Here is a 15,041-nt window from a genome sequence, read left to right on the forward strand (position 1 = left end):
GGGTGGCTAACGATTACGACGTCATCGTCGTAGGGGGCGGCCACAACGGCCTGATCGCGGCGGCCTACCTCGCCCGGGCCGGGCTTCGGGTGCGGTTGCTCGAGCGCCTGGCCCACACCGGCGGCGCCGCAGTGTCGGCGCAGCCCTTCGAGGGCGTCGACGTTCGCCTCTCCCGCTATTCCTATCTGGTCAGTCTGCTGCCGCGACGCATCGTCGACGACCTCGGCGCCGCGGTGCGGCTGGCCCGACGGCCGTATTCCTCCTACACCCCCGATCCACAGACGGGTGGCAGCCGAGGTCTGCTGATCGGCGCCGACGGTTCACAGACCTTCGCCGCGGTGGACGCGGCCGGCGACCAGCGCGGGTTCACCGAGTTCTACCGACGTTGCCGGCTGGTCACCGAACGGCTCTGGCCGACGCTGCTCGAGCCGCTGCGCACCCGCGCACAAGCCCGGCGCCACGTGCTGGGCGCCGGCGACCCTGCTGCGGCGGCAGCGTGGCGGGCCATGATCGAGGAGCCGATCGGGCACGCCATCACCGAGTCGGTCCGCAGCGATCTGGTGCGCGGGGTGATCGCCACCGACGCGCTGATCGGCACCTTCGCTCGATTGAACGATCCGTCGCTGCTGGCGAACGTTTGCTTCCTGTATCACGTGCTCGGCCAGGGCACCGGGGCGTGGAACGTCCCCGTCGGGGGCATGGGCGCGGTGACCTCCGCACTGGCCGCTGCTGCCGTCGCTCACGGTGCCGAAATCACCACCGGCGCAGAGGTTTTCGCTATCACACCGAGCGGGGAGGTCGCTTTCCGCCGCGACGGCCGGCAACACCGGGCGCGCAGCCGGTTCGTGCTCTGCGGCGTCAGCCCCACGGTCCTTGCCGGCCTGCTGGGCGAGGCGGCGCCGGCTTCGGCGCCGGGCGCCCAGGTCAAGGTCAACATGGTGGTCCGGCGGTTGCCCAGGTTGCGCGACGGTGCCGTGACACCCGAGCAGGCCTTCGCCGGAACCTTGCACGTCAACGAGACCTGGTCGCAACTGGACGACGCCTACCTGCGGGCCGCCGGCGGACGGGTCCCCGAGCCGTTGCCGTGCGAGGCGTACTGCCATTCGCTGACCGACCCCAGCATCCTGTCTGCCGACCTGCGCGACGCCGGTGCGCACACCATGACGGTGTTCGGCTTGCACACACCGCACTCGGTCTTCGGCGATGCCGAGGGGCTAGCCGACCAACTGACCGAAGCGGTGCTCGCGTCGCTGAATTCGGTGCTGGCCGAACCCATTCAGAACGTCCTGATGACCGATGCGCGGGAACGGCCGTGCATCGAGACGACAACCACTGCCGACTTGCAGCGCACCTTGCAGATGACCGCGGGCCATATCTTCCACGGCTCGTTGTCCTGGCCGTTCGCCGAGGACGGGGACCCGCTGGACACCCCGGCCCGGCGCTGGGGAGTGGCCACCGAGCACGAGCGGATCATGGTGTGCGGGTCGGGCGCCCGCCGCGGGGGTGCGGTCTCGGGCATCGGCGGCCACAACGCCGCCATGGCGGTGCTGGAGTCGCTGTAATACCTTCTGGCCGCCAGGACTTTTGGCCGCCGAGGGTGCGCAGTTGTACGCCAATTACGGCGTGTCGGCGTACAGACACGCACGCTCGCGGGAGAGGTTAACGCCCGTCGATCGTGACGTAGTCGCGCTCGGTGTAGCCGGTGTAGATCTGGCGCGGCCGGCCGATCTTGCTGTCGCCCTCGTCGTGCATCTCGCGCCAGTGCGCGATCCACCCGGGCAGCCGGCCCAGCGCGAACAGCACGGTGAACATCCGGACCGGGAAACCGAGTGCCCGGTAGATCAGCCCGGTGTAGAAGTCGACGTTCGGGTAGAGCTTGCGCTCGACGAAGTAGTCGTCGGTCAGCGCCGCCTCTTCGAGTTCCTTGGCGATGTCGAGCAGCGGGTCTCCCCCGAGCTTGGCCAGGATCTTGTCGGCCTGCTCTTTGACGATGCGGGCGCGCGGGTCGTAGTTCTTGTAGACGCGGTGGCCGAAGCCCATCAGCTTCACCCCGGCCTCGCGGTTCTTCACCTTGCGCACGAATTCGCCGACGTCGTCCCCGCTGTCGCGGATTTGCTCGAGCATTTCCAGCACGGCCTGGTTGGCGCCGCCGTGCAGCGGTCCCCACAGCGCGTTGATGCCGCCGGAGATGGAGGTGAACAGGTTGGCCCGCGACGAGCCAACCAGGCGCACGGTCGAGGTCGAGCAGTTCTGCTCGTGGTCGGCGTGCAGGATGAACAGCATGTCCAGCGCGCGGACCACCTCGGGGTCGGCCTGGTACGGCTCGGCCGGGAAGCCGAAGGTCATCCGCAGGAAGTTCTCCACCAGGGTCAGCGAGTTGTCCGGGTAGAGGAACGGCTGGCCTACCGACTTCTTGTAGGCGTAGGCGGCGATGGTGGGCAGCTTGGCCAGCAGCCGGATGGTGGACAGTTCGACCTGGTTGTTGTCCATCGGGTCCAGGGCGTCCTGGTAGTAGGCCGACAGCGCGTTGACCACGCTGGACAACACCGGCATCGGGTGGGCGTTGCGCGGGAAGCCGTCGAAGAACCGCTTGAGGTCCTCGTGCAACATCGTGTGCCGCTGGATGCGCTCGGTGAACTCGGCCAGTTGGTCGGTGGAGGGCAGCTCGCCGTAGATCAGCAGGTAGCACACCTCGATGAAGGTGGACTTTTCGGCGAGCTGGTCGATCGGGTAGCCGCGGTAGCGCAGGATGCCGGCGTCGCCGTCGATGTAGGTGATGGCGCTCTTGCACGCGGCGGTGTTGACGAAGCCGTTGTCGAAGGTGGTGTAACCGGTCTTGGACAACAGTGAACCCAGCGCAATGCCGTCAGCACCTTCGGTGGCGTTGACGACCTGCAGGTCGATCTCGCCCCCCGGGTACTTGAGAGATGCGGTGTCGTCGTTGTCTGCCACGAGAACCCCTTTGCGCTCTGGCTTGGATGGCTGCCCCAGTCGGTGCGTCATAGCTGAAGGTAGTCGTTATTCCCCAGGCGTGCCTGCCCGGGGTCGGGTCTGCAGGTCGGCCGCTCAGTTGTCCGTTGCTCGGGGGCCGGTTTCGCGCCGGGCGACGGCTCTGGGGGCCTGGTAACGCAGGAATGCGGGCGCCGCCAGCGCGGCGATCAGCACCCCGACCACCACCAGCGCGCCTCCCCCGGCCGCCGCGGCCGTCGTCCCGATCGCGGCCGCCGCGGCGCCGTGCAGCGTGTCGGCCAGGCGCGGTCCGCCGCCGACGACGACGGCGAACACCCCTTGCAGGCGACCGACCAGCTCATCGGAGGCGGCTTGCTGCAGGATGGTCTGCCGGAAGGCGGCCGACACCATATCGGCGGCACCGCCGGCAGCCAGGAACGCCAACGCCGCCCACAGCATCACCCCGGCCCGGCCGTGCGCCCAGCCACTGGCCAAACCGAAGCCGACCATCGACAGGCCCCACACCACGATCGCGACGATGATGGTCAGGCCCTGGCGCCGGATGCGCGGCAGCCAGCCGGAGAACACCCCACCGGCCACCGCCCCGACCGACATCGCCGCGGCCAGCAACGCCATCGCCGAGCCGCCCTCGATGGGACCGCCGAAGCTCTGGTGCGCCAGCTGCGGGAACAACGCCCGCGGCATGCCCAGGATCATCGCTATGAGATCCACCACGAACGACATCAGCACCACGGTGTTGCCGGCCAGGTAGCGGAAGCCCTCGAGCACCGCGCCCACGCCCCACCGGGCCCGCGCGGCGTCGCCGGTGTCCAGCGCCGGCATCGGCGCCAGCCGGAAGGTCGCCCAGATCGGCGCCAGGCACGTCACGGTGTCGAGCAGATACAACGTCGACAGGTCGACCCACTTGAGCAGTAGACCTGCCAGCAGCGGACCGGCGATGGCCCCGAACTGAGCGACCGTCATGTTCAGCGAGTTCGCCGGCGCCAGTTGAGGTCCCGGCAACATACGGGGAATGGCCGCCGAGCGGGCCGGCGAATTGACCGCGAAGAAGCTTTGCTGCAGCGCCAGCAGACACAGCACCACCCACACGTTGTTCAGCGACAGCGCGGCCTGCAGCCACAACAGCAGCGACGACGCCGCCAGCCCGCAGGATGCGACCACCAGCAACAACCGCCGATCCATCGCGTCGGCCCAGGCTCCGCCCAGCAGACCGAACACCACCAGCGGCACCAGCGCGAAGAATCCGGCCAGCCCGACATACGCCGAGTTCTGGGTCAGTGCATAGATCTGCCCGGCACCGCGAAGATAGTCAGGTTGGCGCCGATGACCGTCGGTATGCCGGCCAGCCACAGCCGCCGGAACTCCGGTGTGCGCAGCGGCGTGGTGTCAGCCAGAAGCCGCGATGTGCCGATTGTTCCGCCCCTTTCGCCTCGACCCGCGCGCCTTTTCAGCGCGGTGTCAAGGCTGCAGGCGCTCGATTGTTCCGCCGCTGACGCGAATCCGGTTGTGTACCCGGTTTTCGCGGCCCTGCCAGAATTCCACCACCTCGGCAGCGATGAGGTACCCACCCCAGTCCGGTGGCACCGGAACGTGATCCAGATGAGAAAAGCGCGCCGTCACTTCGGCGAGCTGGTCGAGCAACGCCGCGCGCGAGGCGATCGGTTGCGACTGGTGCGACGCCCACGCGCCCAACTGCGAGCCGCGGGGCCGTTTGGACCAGTACTCCTGGGTGACGACCCGGTCGACTCGCCGCACCGGGCCACGGATGTGCACCTGCCGGCCCAGCGCGTACCACGGGAACGTCGCGCTGGCATAGGGTGTGGCCGCGAGTTCGACGCCCTTGGCCGAGTCGTAGTTGGTGAAAAAGGTGACCCCGGCTTCGTCGACGTCCTTGCACAACACCGTTCGACTGACCGGCTTCCCCGCCGCGACGGTGGCCAGCACCATCGCGTTGGGCTCGGCGACGCCGGCGCGTTCGGCGTCCTCGAGCCACCTGCGGAACAACGCCAGCCAACCCTCGGCAAGCCAATCCACATCGAGGTCGGGACTGCCGTCTTTCTCGACGGATCCGTACTCCACTCGCATCCCGGCCAGGTGCTGCTCGTGTGGTCCTGCCATTGCCCCAACGCTACCCGCCGGTTAGTTACCGGCCGGTAGCGACGGCTCCGGGATGGGGTGCGAGAATCCCCCCATGACTGTGGTCCCCGAGGATTTCGTCCCAGGTTTGGAAGGCGTCGTGGCCTTCACCACCAAGATCGCCGAACCCGACAAAGACGGTGGCGCGTTGCGCTACCGGGGGGTCGACATCGAGGACCTGGTTGGCCGGGGGGTCACGTTCGGCAACGTGTGGGCGCTGTTGGTCGACGGGGATTTCGGTCGCGGCTTGCCGCCGGCCGAACCGTTCCCGCTGCCGATCCACACCGGTGACGTTCGGGTCGACGTGCAGGCGGGATTGGCCATGCTGGCGCCCATCTGGGGCTACAAGCCGTTGCTGGACACCAATGAGCCCACGGCCCGCGACCAGCTTGCCCGCGCGTCGGTGATGGCACTGTCTTATGTCGCGCAGTCCGGACGCGGCATCTACCAGCCGGCGGTTCCTCAGCGCGTCATCGACGAATGCCCGACCGTCACAGCGCGTTTCATGACCCGCTGGCGGGGCGAGCCGGATCCCCGGCACATCGAGGCGATCGACGCGTACTGGGTGTCGGCCGCTGAGCACGGCATGAACGCGTCGACCTTCACCGCTCGGGTGATCGCCTCGACCGGCGCCGACGTGGCCGCCGCGCTGTCGGGGGCGATCGGCGCGATGAGCGGTCCCCTGCACGGGGGAGCCCCAGCCCGAGTGTTGCCGATGATCGAAGAAGTCGAGCGCACCGGCGACGCCCGCGGCCTGGTGAAGGGCATCCTGGACCGCAAGGAAAAGCTGATGGGCTTCGGGCACCGGGTGTATCGCGCGGAGGATCCTCGCGCCCGGGTTTTGCGGGCGACCGCCAAGAGGCTGGGCGCGCCGCGCTACGAGGTCGCGGTCGCGCTGGAGCAGGCGGCCCTGGCCGAGCTGCGAGAGCGGCGTCCGGACCGCCCGATCGAGACGAACGTCGAGTTCTGGGCCGCGGTCATTCTGGACTTCGCCGAGGTGCCGGCCAGCATGATGCCGGCCATGTTCACCTGCGGGCGCACGGCGGGGTGGTGTGCGCACATCCTCGAGCAGAAGAGGCTGGGCAAGTTGGTGCGCCCGTCGGCCATCTACGTCGGGCCCGGCCCGCGCAGCCCGGAGTCGGTCGAAGGCTGGGACCAGGTACGCACCAGCGCCTAGGGTGCGATGAGTTTTGTCGCTTCTCCCGGTCAGTCTTGGTGAGCCCCGGACGGGCGACCAATCACCACTAAGGAGTGATCACCATGGCCATCACCGTTGAACCCGCGTTGTCCCCCCACCTCGTCGTCGACGACGCCGCCGCGGCGATCGATTTTTATGTCAAAGCGTTTGACGCCGTCGAGCTGGGCCGCGTGCCCGGCCCTCAGGGCAAGTTGGTCCACGCCGCGCTGCGCATCAACGGCTTCATGGTGATGCTCAACGACGACTTCCCCGAAATGTGTGGCGGCAAGTCGATGACGCCGAAGGCGTTGGGCGGCACGCCGGTCACCATCCACCTCACCGTCACCGACGTCGACGCGAAGTTCCAGCGCGCCGTCGACGCCGGTGCGACCGTCGTGCTCCCGCTCGACGACCAGATGTGGGGCGACCGCTACGGAGTGGTGCAGGACCCCTTCGGTCACCAGTGGTCGCTGGGCCAACCGGTGCGCGAGGTCAGCATGGAAGAGCTGCAGGCCGCCATGTCCGCGCAATCCGGATAGTTAGGACGAGGCACGCAGCCGGGCCAGCAGGCGGCGCCCCAGCGGCGTCGCCTGCTGTGGCGCGGTCGCGGCCACGGCAAGCATGTCGCCGATGTCGGTGAACTTCTTGCGGGGTCGGTGTTCCCTGCTGCCGCTGGCGATTTCGGCCGCGTCGATGGCCTGCCATCCCCCGGAGTCGACGACTTCGGGCTGTCGGGTGCCTATGAGGTGGTCGAGCGCCGACGGTTTGGCCACCGGGTCGGTCAGTTGGCCCGCGTTGAAGTCGTCGACCAGGGCGGCGACGGTTTGCAGCGAGCACGACTTGTTGGTGCCGATGAAGCCGGTCGGTCCGCGCTTGATCCAGCCCGCGACGTACGCGCCGGTGACCGGTCGCTGGGTGCTCGGATCCACAACGCGCCCAGCGTCATTGGGCACGACGGCGGCCGCCTCGTCGAACGGCAGATCCCGAAGAGCCTTGCCGCGGTAGCCGATTGACGTCAGAACCAGGCCGGCGTCCAGTCGGTGCACGTCGTCGGTGCCGGTGACGGTGAACTCCACTGCGCTGGCCCGGTCCTGACCCAGAACGCGCCGGGGTGTGAGTTGATAGGCCAACCGGATGCGCGGACGGGTCGCGGGTGCTGACCCGTCGCCCAGCGTGCTCAAGATCTCGAGCTTTCGTTTCACCAGCGGATCGGAAGCGGTTGCCAGCGCGTCGATCACCCGCCGCCGGTCAGCGGCATCGAGCACGACATCGGATGAGCAGGTGAGTCCGATCAACTCCGGCAGGGTGAACGCGGAGTGCGCGGGTCCGCGGCGGGCCGCGATCACCACCTCTCGGACCGCCGACTTGCGGAAGGCCCGCAGCGCATGGTCGGCGATGTCGGTGCGCGCCAGGGCGTCCGGATCGGCGGTCAGTAGCCGGGCCACGTCGAGCGCGACGTTGCCGTTGCCGACGATGACGACGCGCTCGTGGCTGAGATCCACTGGCAATCCGGCGAAGTCGGGATGCCCGTTGATCCAGGCGACCAGTTCGGTCGCGGTGCCGGTGCCCGGCAGACCCATTCCGTCGATGTCGAGGCGACGGTCGTCGGGCGCACCGACGGCATACAGCACGGCGTGGTGGTGCGCCATCAATTCGGCGTGGCTGAGATGCTTGCCGACTTCGACGTTGAGGTAGAAGCGGAACCGGCGGTGTCGGCTCACCCGGTCGAACAGTCGGGTGACCCGTTTGGTGTTCTGGTGGTCGGGGGCCACCCCCGCCCGCACCAGACCGTAGGGCGTAGGCAACTTCTCAAAGACGTTGACCCGCACGCCCTGTTGCGTCAGCAATTCGTCGGCGGCATACATCGCCGCCGGACCGGAACCGACGATGGCCACCGTCAGCGGTTGGCGACGCGCCCGCACCTGCGGCGCCGGCAGCACCGGCGCCAGTTTCGATGTCGGCGGCAGCTTCACGTCGGCGGGCCGCTCGGGATAGAACGACGCGTTGATCTCCACGAACGGCAGCTGCTTGGTGTCCAGCCGACTGTCCGGCGCGATGGCGCCCACCGGGCAGGCGCTGACACAGGCGCCGCAGTCCACGCACGCCGCCGGATCGATGTACAACATCTCCGACGTTGCGAATCCCGGCTCGTCCGGCGAGGGGTGGATGCAATTGACGGGGCACGCGAAGACGCAGGACCCGTCGTTGCAACACGACTGCGTGATGACGTGCGGCATAAACGATTACGCGGCGGGGACGGTCAGGTGCTGGCGCTGCGGCTCGCTGCGGTAGCGCGACGGTTTGCCGTTGATCTTGCAGATCCGCCACATCAGCCGCGCCGACCGGGTCTGCATCAACCCGGTGTCGTGGGCCAGCATCCGGACGTCGGCGAACATGTCCCGCAACCACTTTCGTGACTCCGGTGACCGGAAGAAGAGTTCCTTCTTGACCTCGCGCGGAATGTCGAACTCGCGCCAGAACTGCTTGGGCGGCACCGTGATGGCGTTGCACAGCAGCCGCATGGTCACCGGGAAGAACAGCGAGGTCAAGAACCGCTGCCGCCGGTTCAACTGCGGCAACCGCCTGCGCAGGAATTCGTGCGCGAACGAGATGTGCCGGGCTTCCTCGGCCACATGGATGGCCATCACCCGTTCCATGATGGGGTGCAGCGACTTCCCTTCGCGCAGCACGTTTTTCTGCGTGTGGTCGATCGGCTCCTCACCAGCGAGCACCCCGATGAAGAACGCCACAGGCAGCGGGCCGGCCACCAACGGCACCAGCGGGGAGATCCAGCGCAGCATCCGCGGCATTCCCGGCACATCGGCGCCCACGCGGTTGACCATCTCCTGGAACATCATCGTGTGGTTGCACTCTTCAACCGATTCGTGCAGGCAGTACCGATACTCCGGGGAGCCGTTGGGCACCCAGAACGTGTAGTTCATCAGCCCGCGAATCAAGATGGACTCGAAGTGCAGGCCCACCTTGGCCACATTGGCCTGGCGCCACATTCCGATCTCGATCTGGCGTTCCCGCGGCTGCGCCTGATACCAGGGATGCCGTCCCAGCGGGTCGGTCGCCGGCAGAATCCACCGCGGATCGTTGTCGGTGACCGCGAATTCCGGGGAGTCCCAGTCGATATCGGTGTACGGGTTGAAGTTTCGCCGCACCGACCCCTCGGACAGGGTGGCCAGCATCTCCACATACTCCGCGTCGTCGCGCACTTCCATATTGCTGCGCCAACGCCGAACCATTTGCGTCCTTGCCATGAGCTGCCTCCAGACGAGGTTTTACATCGGACGGGTAAAGAACACGGTACCGGCGGTACTGGGAATTATCCAGGGTCGCCGGCGGCGCTGTGGCCCAACCCGCAGTCAGCGTCAGCCTGTGACCGAGCTCACAGCACCGGCCCGTCCAGCTGAGCCGCAGGTTCGCTCACTACCCTTGACTGCCATGGCTGACCAGCTCGAGATTCCCGAAGACCTCAAACCGCGCGACGGCCGTTTCGGATCGGGTCCGTCCAAAGTGCGCCCGGAGCAACTGCAGGCCCTGAGCACCACCGCGGCGGCGCTGTTCGGTACCTCGCACCGGCAGGCGCCAGTCAAGAACCTGGTCGGCCGGGTGCGGTCGGGGTTGGCCGAGCTGTTCTCGGTGCCCGACGGGTACGAGGTCATCCTCGGTAACGGCGGCGCGACGGCATTCTGGGACGCCGCGGCGTTCGGCTTGATCGACCAGCGGTCTTTGCACCTGGCCTACGGGGAGTTCAGCTCGAAATTCGCGTCCGCGGTCGCCAAGAACCCGTTCGTCGGGGATCCCATCATCGTCAAGGCCGAACCGGGCAGCGCCCCGGAGCCGCAGGCGGACCCGTCCGTCGACGTGATCGCGTGGGCCCACAACGAGACGTCGACGGGCGTTTCCGTGCCGGTGCGCCGTCCGGCGGATTCCGGTTCGGCTCTGGTGGTCATCGACGCCACCTCCGGCGCCGGCGGGCTGCCTGTCGACATCGCCGAGACCGACGCCTATTACTTCGCGCCGCAGAAGAACTTCGCCAGCGACGGCGGCTTGTGGCTGGCCATCATGAGCCCGGCCGCACTGGCGCGGGTGGAGGCGATCGCGGGCTCCGGCCGCTGGGTGCCCGACTTCCTGTCGCTGCCGATCGCCATCGAGAACAGCGTGAAAAATCAGACCTACAACACCCCGGCGATCGGCACCCTGGTGCTGCTGGCCGAACAGATCGACTGGCTGCTGGGCAACGGCGGGCTGGACTGGGCGGTCAAGCGCACCGCCGACTCCTCGCAGCGCCTCTACTCCTGGGCCCAGGAGCGTCCGTACACGACGCCGTTCGTCAAGGACACCGCGCTGCGCTCCCAGGTGGTGGGCACGATCGACTTCGCCGACGACGTCGATGCCTCCGCCGTCGCCAAGACACTGCGGGCAAACGGCATCGTCGACACCGAGCCCTACCGCAAGCTGGGCCGCAACCAGCTGCGGGTGGCGATGTTCCCCGCGGTGGAGCCCGATGACGTCAGCGCGCTGACCCAGTGCATCGACTGGGTGGTCGAGCGGCTCTAGCGAAGCCGGGGCCAGCCCCCGCGTGTCAGCGGGGTTAACGGCGATTGTCGGTCTAGAGTGCGCACTTATCGGCTCCAGTGGTGACCTGCACGGAGCCTGCGAGGAGAAGCCATGCGGGAGCTCAAGGTGGTTGGCCTCGACGCCAACAGCAAATACCTCATCTGCGAGGACGCTGACACCGCTGAGCAGTTCAAAGTGCCCGCAAACGACCGATTGCGGTCCATTGTGAGTGGGGACAAGCCGATGCCCGAACAGCCGCCGCTGGACATTCAGGTCACCAACATGCTGAGCCCGAAAGAGATTCAGGCCCGCATCCGCGCCGGGGCGTCGGTGGAGCAGGTGGCCGCCGCGTCCGGCACCGACATCGCCCGGGTTGAGCGGTTCGCCCATCCGGTGCTGCTGGAACGCTCGCGCGCCGCCGAGCTGGCGTCGGCGTCCCACCCGGTCCTGGCCGACGGCCCCGCGGTGCTCACCCTGCTGGAGACGGTCACCACCGCCCTGGTCGCCCGCGGCCTCAACCCCGACCGCCTCAACTGGGACGCATGGCGCAACGAAGACGGCCGCTGGACAGTCCAGCTCGGGTGGCAGGCCGGCCGTTCGGACAACGTCGCCCATTTCCGTTTCACGCCCGGTGCGCACGGCGGCACCACCACCGCGATCGACGACGCCGCCAGCGAGTTGATCGACCCGGAGTTCAAATCTCCGCTGCGGCCGCTGGCGCCGGTGGCCCACATCGCCTTCGACGAGCCGGCCCAACCGGCGCCCGCCCAGCCCGAACCAGCCGCCAGCAGTCGCCGGGGCAAGCCGGCCATTCCGGCCTGGGAAGACGTGCTGCTCGGGGTCCGTTCCGGCGGCCAGCGCTAGCCGCCGCCAACCGCGGTCAGGCCGAGCACTGTCACCCACCCACCGGCCACCCCGACGGCCGCGCCCAGAACGAACCAGCGCAGCACCGGGGTGTAGCGCCACCCCCACAGCGTCGGCGCCAGCCCGCCGGCCGCCAGGATATTGAGACCGATCGCCAGCAGCGGATGCACGCGGATCAGGCCCAGGCTCAACACCACGACGCTGGCACCGGTGATGGCGGCGACGAAACCGGCCACCGCCAAACCCGTTCCCCAGGGGACGGACTCGTCATTCACGGCCCGAGCCTAGCCCGCTCGTAGAAGGCCAGAGCCGCTGCCGTCGCGACGTTGAGCGAGTCGGTGCCCCGCGACATCGGGATGCGGACCCGCATGTCGGCGCTGCGCAGAGCCGCCGGGGTCAGGCCGGGACCTTCCGCGCCGACCAGCAAGCCGACCCGTTCTTGGTGCACCGCGGCCATCGCCTCGGGCAGCGGCAGCGCGTCGGCGCGGGGCGTCAGCGCCAATAGGCGGATGCCGGCCCGTTGCAGCGTCGCCAGGTCGGCGGGCCAATCGGTGGCCCGGGCATAGGGCACCAGGAGCGCATGCCCCATCGAGACCCGCACGGCGCGACGGTAGAGGGGGTCAGCGCAGCCGCTGCCGAAGAGCACCGCGTCCACGGCCAGACCCGCCGCATTGCGGAAGATCGAGCCCAGGTTCTCGTGGTCGTTGACGCCTTCGAGCACCGCGATGGTCCTCGCGTTTTCGACGACTTCGGCGATGGATTGCTCTGGCACGCGCCTGGCGGCGGCCAGCACACCGCGGTTGAGGTGAAACCCGACGACCTGAGCCATGACCTCGGCCGAGGCGCGATAGTAGGGCGCCGCACACCCAGGCAGGTCGTCTTTGAGCTCTTGCAACCGGCGATCGGTGCCGAGCAGTGCGTGCGGGGCGAAACGAGACGCGAGCATCCGCTGCACCACCAGCACACCCTCGGCGATCACCAGACCTTTGCCGGTCGGCAGGTCGGGGCGGCGGTCAACGCTGTTGAGGTCACGAAAGTCGTCGACGCGGGGATCGTCGGGATCGGTGACATCCTGCACATCGACGTCCGGAACGGAGTCAGGTGCGGTCACGGGCTTTCGTCGACCAACGCCGACATCAGGTCGGCGGCGGTGCGCAGGGTGTCTCGCTGCTCGCTGTTCAATGTCGCCAGCCGCTCAGCCAGCCACTCCTGACGAGCGCGGCGGGCCGCCTTGACCAATTCGGCACCGCGCTCGGAGACCGACACCAGCACCTGCCGGCCATCGACGGGGTGCGGAGTGCGATCCACGAAGCCCTCGTCGGCCAGAGAGGCGATGACCCGCGTCATCGACGGCGGGCGAACCCGTTCGCGAATCGCCAAGGCACCCGGCGTCATCGCGCCTTCGTTGGCCAACGTCGTCAGCGCCGACAGCTGGGAGAGCGACACCGGCGCGGACGGGTTTCGGAACCTCAACTGCCGGGCCAACCGCATGACTGCCAGTGACAAGTCAGCGGCCAGTCGCGCATCGCTGTCCGGCACAGCGCGAGGTTACATCGGAACGTTAGCGCGGGTCATTAGAAACGCGAAGGAAAGTCGCTTGACGTCACGGCTGCCTCGTTGGTCACATCCGTCGCTGCGGGAGTCGACCCGCTTTTTGCCCACCTCCGAGCGACAACCCGCGCCTTCGTCGGGTGCCACCGCGGTTTGTCGCTGTGAGGCGGGCAAGTCGACCACCACTTCGGGGCGGAGGCTAGGTTAAAACGCAATGAGCACCGAACCTGTCCGCGGCCCCGAGCCGCCGCCGTTGCCGCCCGTGCTACTCGAGGTGTGGCCGGTGATTGTGGTGGGCGCGCTGGGGTGGCTGGCCGCGGCGGCAGTGGCTTTCTTGGTGCCGAGCCTGCACACCTGGCGCCCGCTCGCCGTGGCCGGACTGGGGGTGTCCGCGCTGGGCACCAGCATCTTCATGTGGCAGCTGGCAGCGGCCCGTCGTGGGTCGCGCGGCGCGCAGTCCGGCCTCGAAGCTTATCTAGACCGCAAATAACCGACGCCTATTCGGGAGGACCGATGGTAGCCCCACTGCTGCAAGCCCAAATCGACATCAATGCCCCCGCGGCGAAGGTGTGGGCGCTGATATCGGATTTCCGGCGGATGCCCCAGTGGAGTCCGCAATGTCGTTTGATGAAGCCCCTGGGCCCGGTGCGTCAAGGCACCCGCACGCTGAACCTCAATCGGCGCAACCGCCTGGTCTGGCCGACCACGTCCACGATCGTCGAGGTTATCCCGGAGAAGAAGCTGGCGTTTCGCGTCAACACCAACGGCACCATCTGGACCTATGAGCTGGAAGAGAACGGTCAGACCACCCGGGTGACCGAGACCCGGCACGCCGAAAACGGCGTCAAAGCCTTGTCGAACATGACGGTCAACGCGCTGTTCGGCGGAACGACGAACTTCGAAAGCGAATTGGTCGAGGGCATGAACGCCTCATTGGCCAAGATCAAAGCCGCTGCGGAAAGCGCCTAATCCGCGGTTTCGGCCGGCTTTTCCTGCACGTCGAGCACGCCGTCGTCGAACGGCTCGAACGCGGGTGATCCGCTACCGGCAGGCGCCGGCGTGTCCGAGTGCGCGCCGCACCCGTAGAACTTGTCGACGACATGGCCGTCGGCCGACAACTCGTTGCCGCACACCCCGAACATCGAACCGAGCGACCCGGCCAGGGGCAGGAAGAAACCGCAGTCGCGACAGACCCGTTTGGTCGACCGCGCCATCGGTGAGCCGGGACCGAAGTCGCCGTCATGCCAGCGTTCGGCCGCTTCGGCCCGCCCCAGTGCGCTCATCACCCACCGTCGGCCCAGTCCGACCTCCGCGGCCACCTCGTCGACCTGCGGGTCGCCGCTCGCGGTGTACCCGGGCACCAGGCGCGGATCATCCTTCGCCGGCGCCAGCAGATCTCCGGGACTCAGGTCGCCGGGCCGCACCCGCTGATCCCACGGCACCCAGTTGGGCGCCAGCAGCGCGGTGGGTCCGGGGATCAGGACGACTTCACTGATGGTGGCGTGATCGGCACCGGGGTAGCTCGCTACGACGACGGCCCACTGCCAGCCCTGATAGCCGGGCAGCCGCGCCAGGAAGCGGTGGGTGGCGGTGTTGGGATCCTCGTAACTGACGCCGAGATACTCCCCCACCGTCTCGGCGCCGCTGTGTTCGGCGACCGCCGCTCTGGCCTGGTCGGCCGCACCTGTGAGCACCGCCGCCAACTCCTCGGGCCATTCGGCCACGGTTGCCGCAGCGGAATCCTCGATGGGTCCGGTCACGCTCTCCCCTTTCT

General features: G+C 68.1%; 15 protein-coding genes and 1 pseudogene. 7 read left to right on the forward strand and 9 right to left on the reverse strand.

Translation table 11 applies throughout. The features are described from left to right. Positions 1–2: 2 nt before the first annotated feature. Entirely contained in the window at positions 3–1,562 is a 1,560-nt protein-coding gene (locus tag I2456_RS22055) for a phytoene desaturase family protein (RefSeq protein WP_139823336.1), read from the forward strand. 97 nt (positions 1,563–1,659) lie between these two features. Here the strand turns inward: I2456_RS22055 and I2456_RS22060 are convergent, their stop codons facing one another. The 3 genes and pseudogenes from I2456_RS22060 to pdxH form a co-directional block, all read right to left on the reverse strand. After that, positions 1,660–2,952, reverse strand: a complete 1,293-nt coding sequence (locus I2456_RS22060; RefSeq protein ID WP_082952245.1) for a citrate synthase — start codon at positions 2,950–2,952, stop codon at positions 1,660–1,662. A 114-nt stretch (positions 2,953–3,066) separates the two neighbouring features. Continuing rightward, positions 3,067–4,382, reverse strand: a pseudogene (locus I2456_RS22065) (MFS transporter). 46 nt (positions 4,383–4,428) lie between these two features. After that, positions 4,429–5,088: a pyridoxamine 5'-phosphate oxidase gene (pdxH, locus tag I2456_RS22070; protein ID WP_068030838.1), complete on the reverse strand. Its 660-nt coding sequence runs from the start codon at positions 5,086–5,088 to the stop codon at positions 4,429–4,431. A 73-nt stretch (positions 5,089–5,161) separates the two neighbouring features. Between pdxH and I2456_RS22075 the strand changes: the two genes are divergently transcribed. Both I2456_RS22075 and I2456_RS22080 read left to right on the forward strand, forming a co-directional pair. Further along, positions 5,162–6,283: a citrate synthase 2 gene (locus I2456_RS22075; RefSeq protein WP_085075666.1), complete on the forward strand. Its 1,122-nt coding sequence runs from the start codon at positions 5,162–5,164 to the stop codon at positions 6,281–6,283. 83 nt (positions 6,284–6,366) lie between these two features. Beyond that, positions 6,367–6,822: a VOC family protein gene (locus I2456_RS22080; protein WP_085075678.1), complete on the forward strand. Its 456-nt coding sequence runs from the start codon at positions 6,367–6,369 to the stop codon at positions 6,820–6,822. Here I2456_RS22080 and I2456_RS22085 read toward each other — a convergent pair whose 3' ends face one another. Further along, complete coding sequence (locus I2456_RS22085; RefSeq protein ID WP_085075667.1) at positions 6,823–8,520, reverse strand: FAD-dependent oxidoreductase; 1,698 nt, start codon at positions 8,518–8,520, stop codon at positions 6,823–6,825. Between the two features lie 6 nt (positions 8,521–8,526). Continuing rightward, entirely contained in the window at positions 8,527–9,549 is a 1,023-nt protein-coding gene (locus tag I2456_RS22090; protein ID WP_085075668.1) for an AurF N-oxygenase family protein, read from the reverse strand. A gap of 184 nt (positions 9,550–9,733) precedes the next feature. On the opposite strand from I2456_RS22090, the gene serC reads away from it, so the two are divergent. Next, complete coding sequence (gene serC / locus I2456_RS22095) at positions 9,734–10,852, forward strand: phosphoserine transaminase (protein ID WP_068159379.1); 1,119 nt, start codon at positions 9,734–9,736, stop codon at positions 10,850–10,852. A 111-nt stretch (positions 10,853–10,963) separates the two neighbouring features. Beyond that, positions 10,964–11,716, forward strand: a complete 753-nt coding sequence (sepH, locus tag I2456_RS22100; RefSeq protein ID WP_068159381.1) for a septation protein SepH — start codon at positions 10,964–10,966, stop codon at positions 11,714–11,716. Here the strand turns inward: sepH and I2456_RS22105 are convergent. Genes I2456_RS22105 through I2456_RS22115 form a run of 3 tightly spaced genes read right to left on the reverse strand, consistent with a single transcriptional unit; the run spans position 11,713 to position 13,255 of the window. After that, the gene (locus I2456_RS22105) at positions 11,713–11,991 is read right to left on the reverse strand and encodes a DUF2537 domain-containing protein (RefSeq protein ID WP_068159383.1); all 279 of its coding nucleotides are present in this window, start codon (positions 11,989–11,991) and stop codon (positions 11,713–11,715) included. The two genes, sepH and I2456_RS22105, sit on opposite strands and share 4 nt — an antisense overlap. After that, a complete protein-coding gene (locus I2456_RS22110; protein ID WP_085075669.1) occupies positions 11,988–12,827 on the reverse strand; it encodes a TrmH family RNA methyltransferase in 840 nt (279 codons plus the stop codon). Before I2456_RS22110 ends, I2456_RS22105 begins: the two co-directional genes overlap by 4 nt. Continuing rightward, the gene (locus I2456_RS22115) at positions 12,824–13,255 is read right to left on the reverse strand and encodes an Rv0880 family HTH-type transcriptional regulator (protein WP_068030865.1); all 432 of its coding nucleotides are present in this window, start codon (positions 13,253–13,255) and stop codon (positions 12,824–12,826) included. The genes I2456_RS22110 and I2456_RS22115 overlap by 4 nt, the downstream gene beginning before the upstream one ends. Positions 13,256–13,481: 226 nt before the next feature. Between I2456_RS22115 and I2456_RS22120 the strand changes: the two genes are divergently transcribed. Together I2456_RS22120 and I2456_RS22125 are read left to right on the forward strand one after the other, a co-directional pair. Further along, the gene (locus tag I2456_RS22120; RefSeq protein ID WP_085075670.1) at positions 13,482–13,757 is read left to right on the forward strand and encodes a DUF2530 domain-containing protein; all 276 of its coding nucleotides are present in this window, start codon (positions 13,482–13,484) and stop codon (positions 13,755–13,757) included. Between the two features lie 23 nt (positions 13,758–13,780). Continuing rightward, entirely contained in the window at positions 13,781–14,236 is a 456-nt protein-coding gene (locus I2456_RS22125; protein ID WP_085075671.1) for an SRPBCC family protein, read from the forward strand. Here the strand turns inward: I2456_RS22125 and I2456_RS22130 are convergent. Continuing rightward, entirely contained in the window at positions 14,233–15,027 is a 795-nt protein-coding gene (locus tag I2456_RS22130) for a DUF3027 domain-containing protein (RefSeq protein ID WP_068159389.1), read from the reverse strand. The genes I2456_RS22125 and I2456_RS22130 overlap by 4 nt on opposite strands. Between the last annotated feature and the right edge of the window lie 14 nt (positions 15,028–15,041).

This window comes from Mycobacterium kubicae (assembly GCF_015689175.1).
In the GTDB taxonomy this organism is placed as follows: Bacteria; Actinomycetota; Actinomycetes; order Mycobacteriales; family Mycobacteriaceae; genus Mycobacterium; species Mycobacterium kubicae.

Excerpts from the sequence above, each read along its gene's own strand:
- I2456_RS22085 (WP_085075667.1), bottom strand. The coding sequence starts at position 8,520 with ATGCCGCACGTCATCACGCAGTCGTGTTGCAACGACGGGTCCTGCGTC.
- I2456_RS22125 (WP_085075671.1), top strand. The coding sequence starts at position 13,781 with ATGGTAGCCCCACTGCTGCAAGCCCAAATCGACATCAATGCCCCCGCG.
- serC (WP_068159379.1), top strand. The coding sequence starts at position 9,734 with ATGGCTGACCAGCTCGAGATTCCCGAAGACCTCAAACCGCGCGACGGC.
- I2456_RS22080 (WP_085075678.1), top strand. The coding sequence starts at position 6,367 with ATGGCCATCACCGTTGAACCCGCGTTGTCCCCCCACCTCGTCGTCGAC.
- I2456_RS22120 (WP_085075670.1), top strand. The coding sequence starts at position 13,482 with ATGAGCACCGAACCTGTCCGCGGCCCCGAGCCGCCGCCGTTGCCGCCC.
- I2456_RS22075 (WP_085075666.1), top strand. The coding sequence starts at position 5,162 with ATGACTGTGGTCCCCGAGGATTTCGTCCCAGGTTTGGAAGGCGTCGTG.
- pdxH (WP_068030838.1), bottom strand. The coding sequence starts at position 5,088 with ATGGCAGGACCACACGAGCAGCACCTGGCCGGGATGCGAGTGGAGTAC.
- sepH (WP_068159381.1), top strand. The coding sequence starts at position 10,964 with ATGCGGGAGCTCAAGGTGGTTGGCCTCGACGCCAACAGCAAATACCTC.
- I2456_RS22090 (WP_085075668.1), bottom strand. The coding sequence starts at position 9,549 with ATGGCAAGGACGCAAATGGTTCGGCGTTGGCGCAGCAATATGGAAGTG.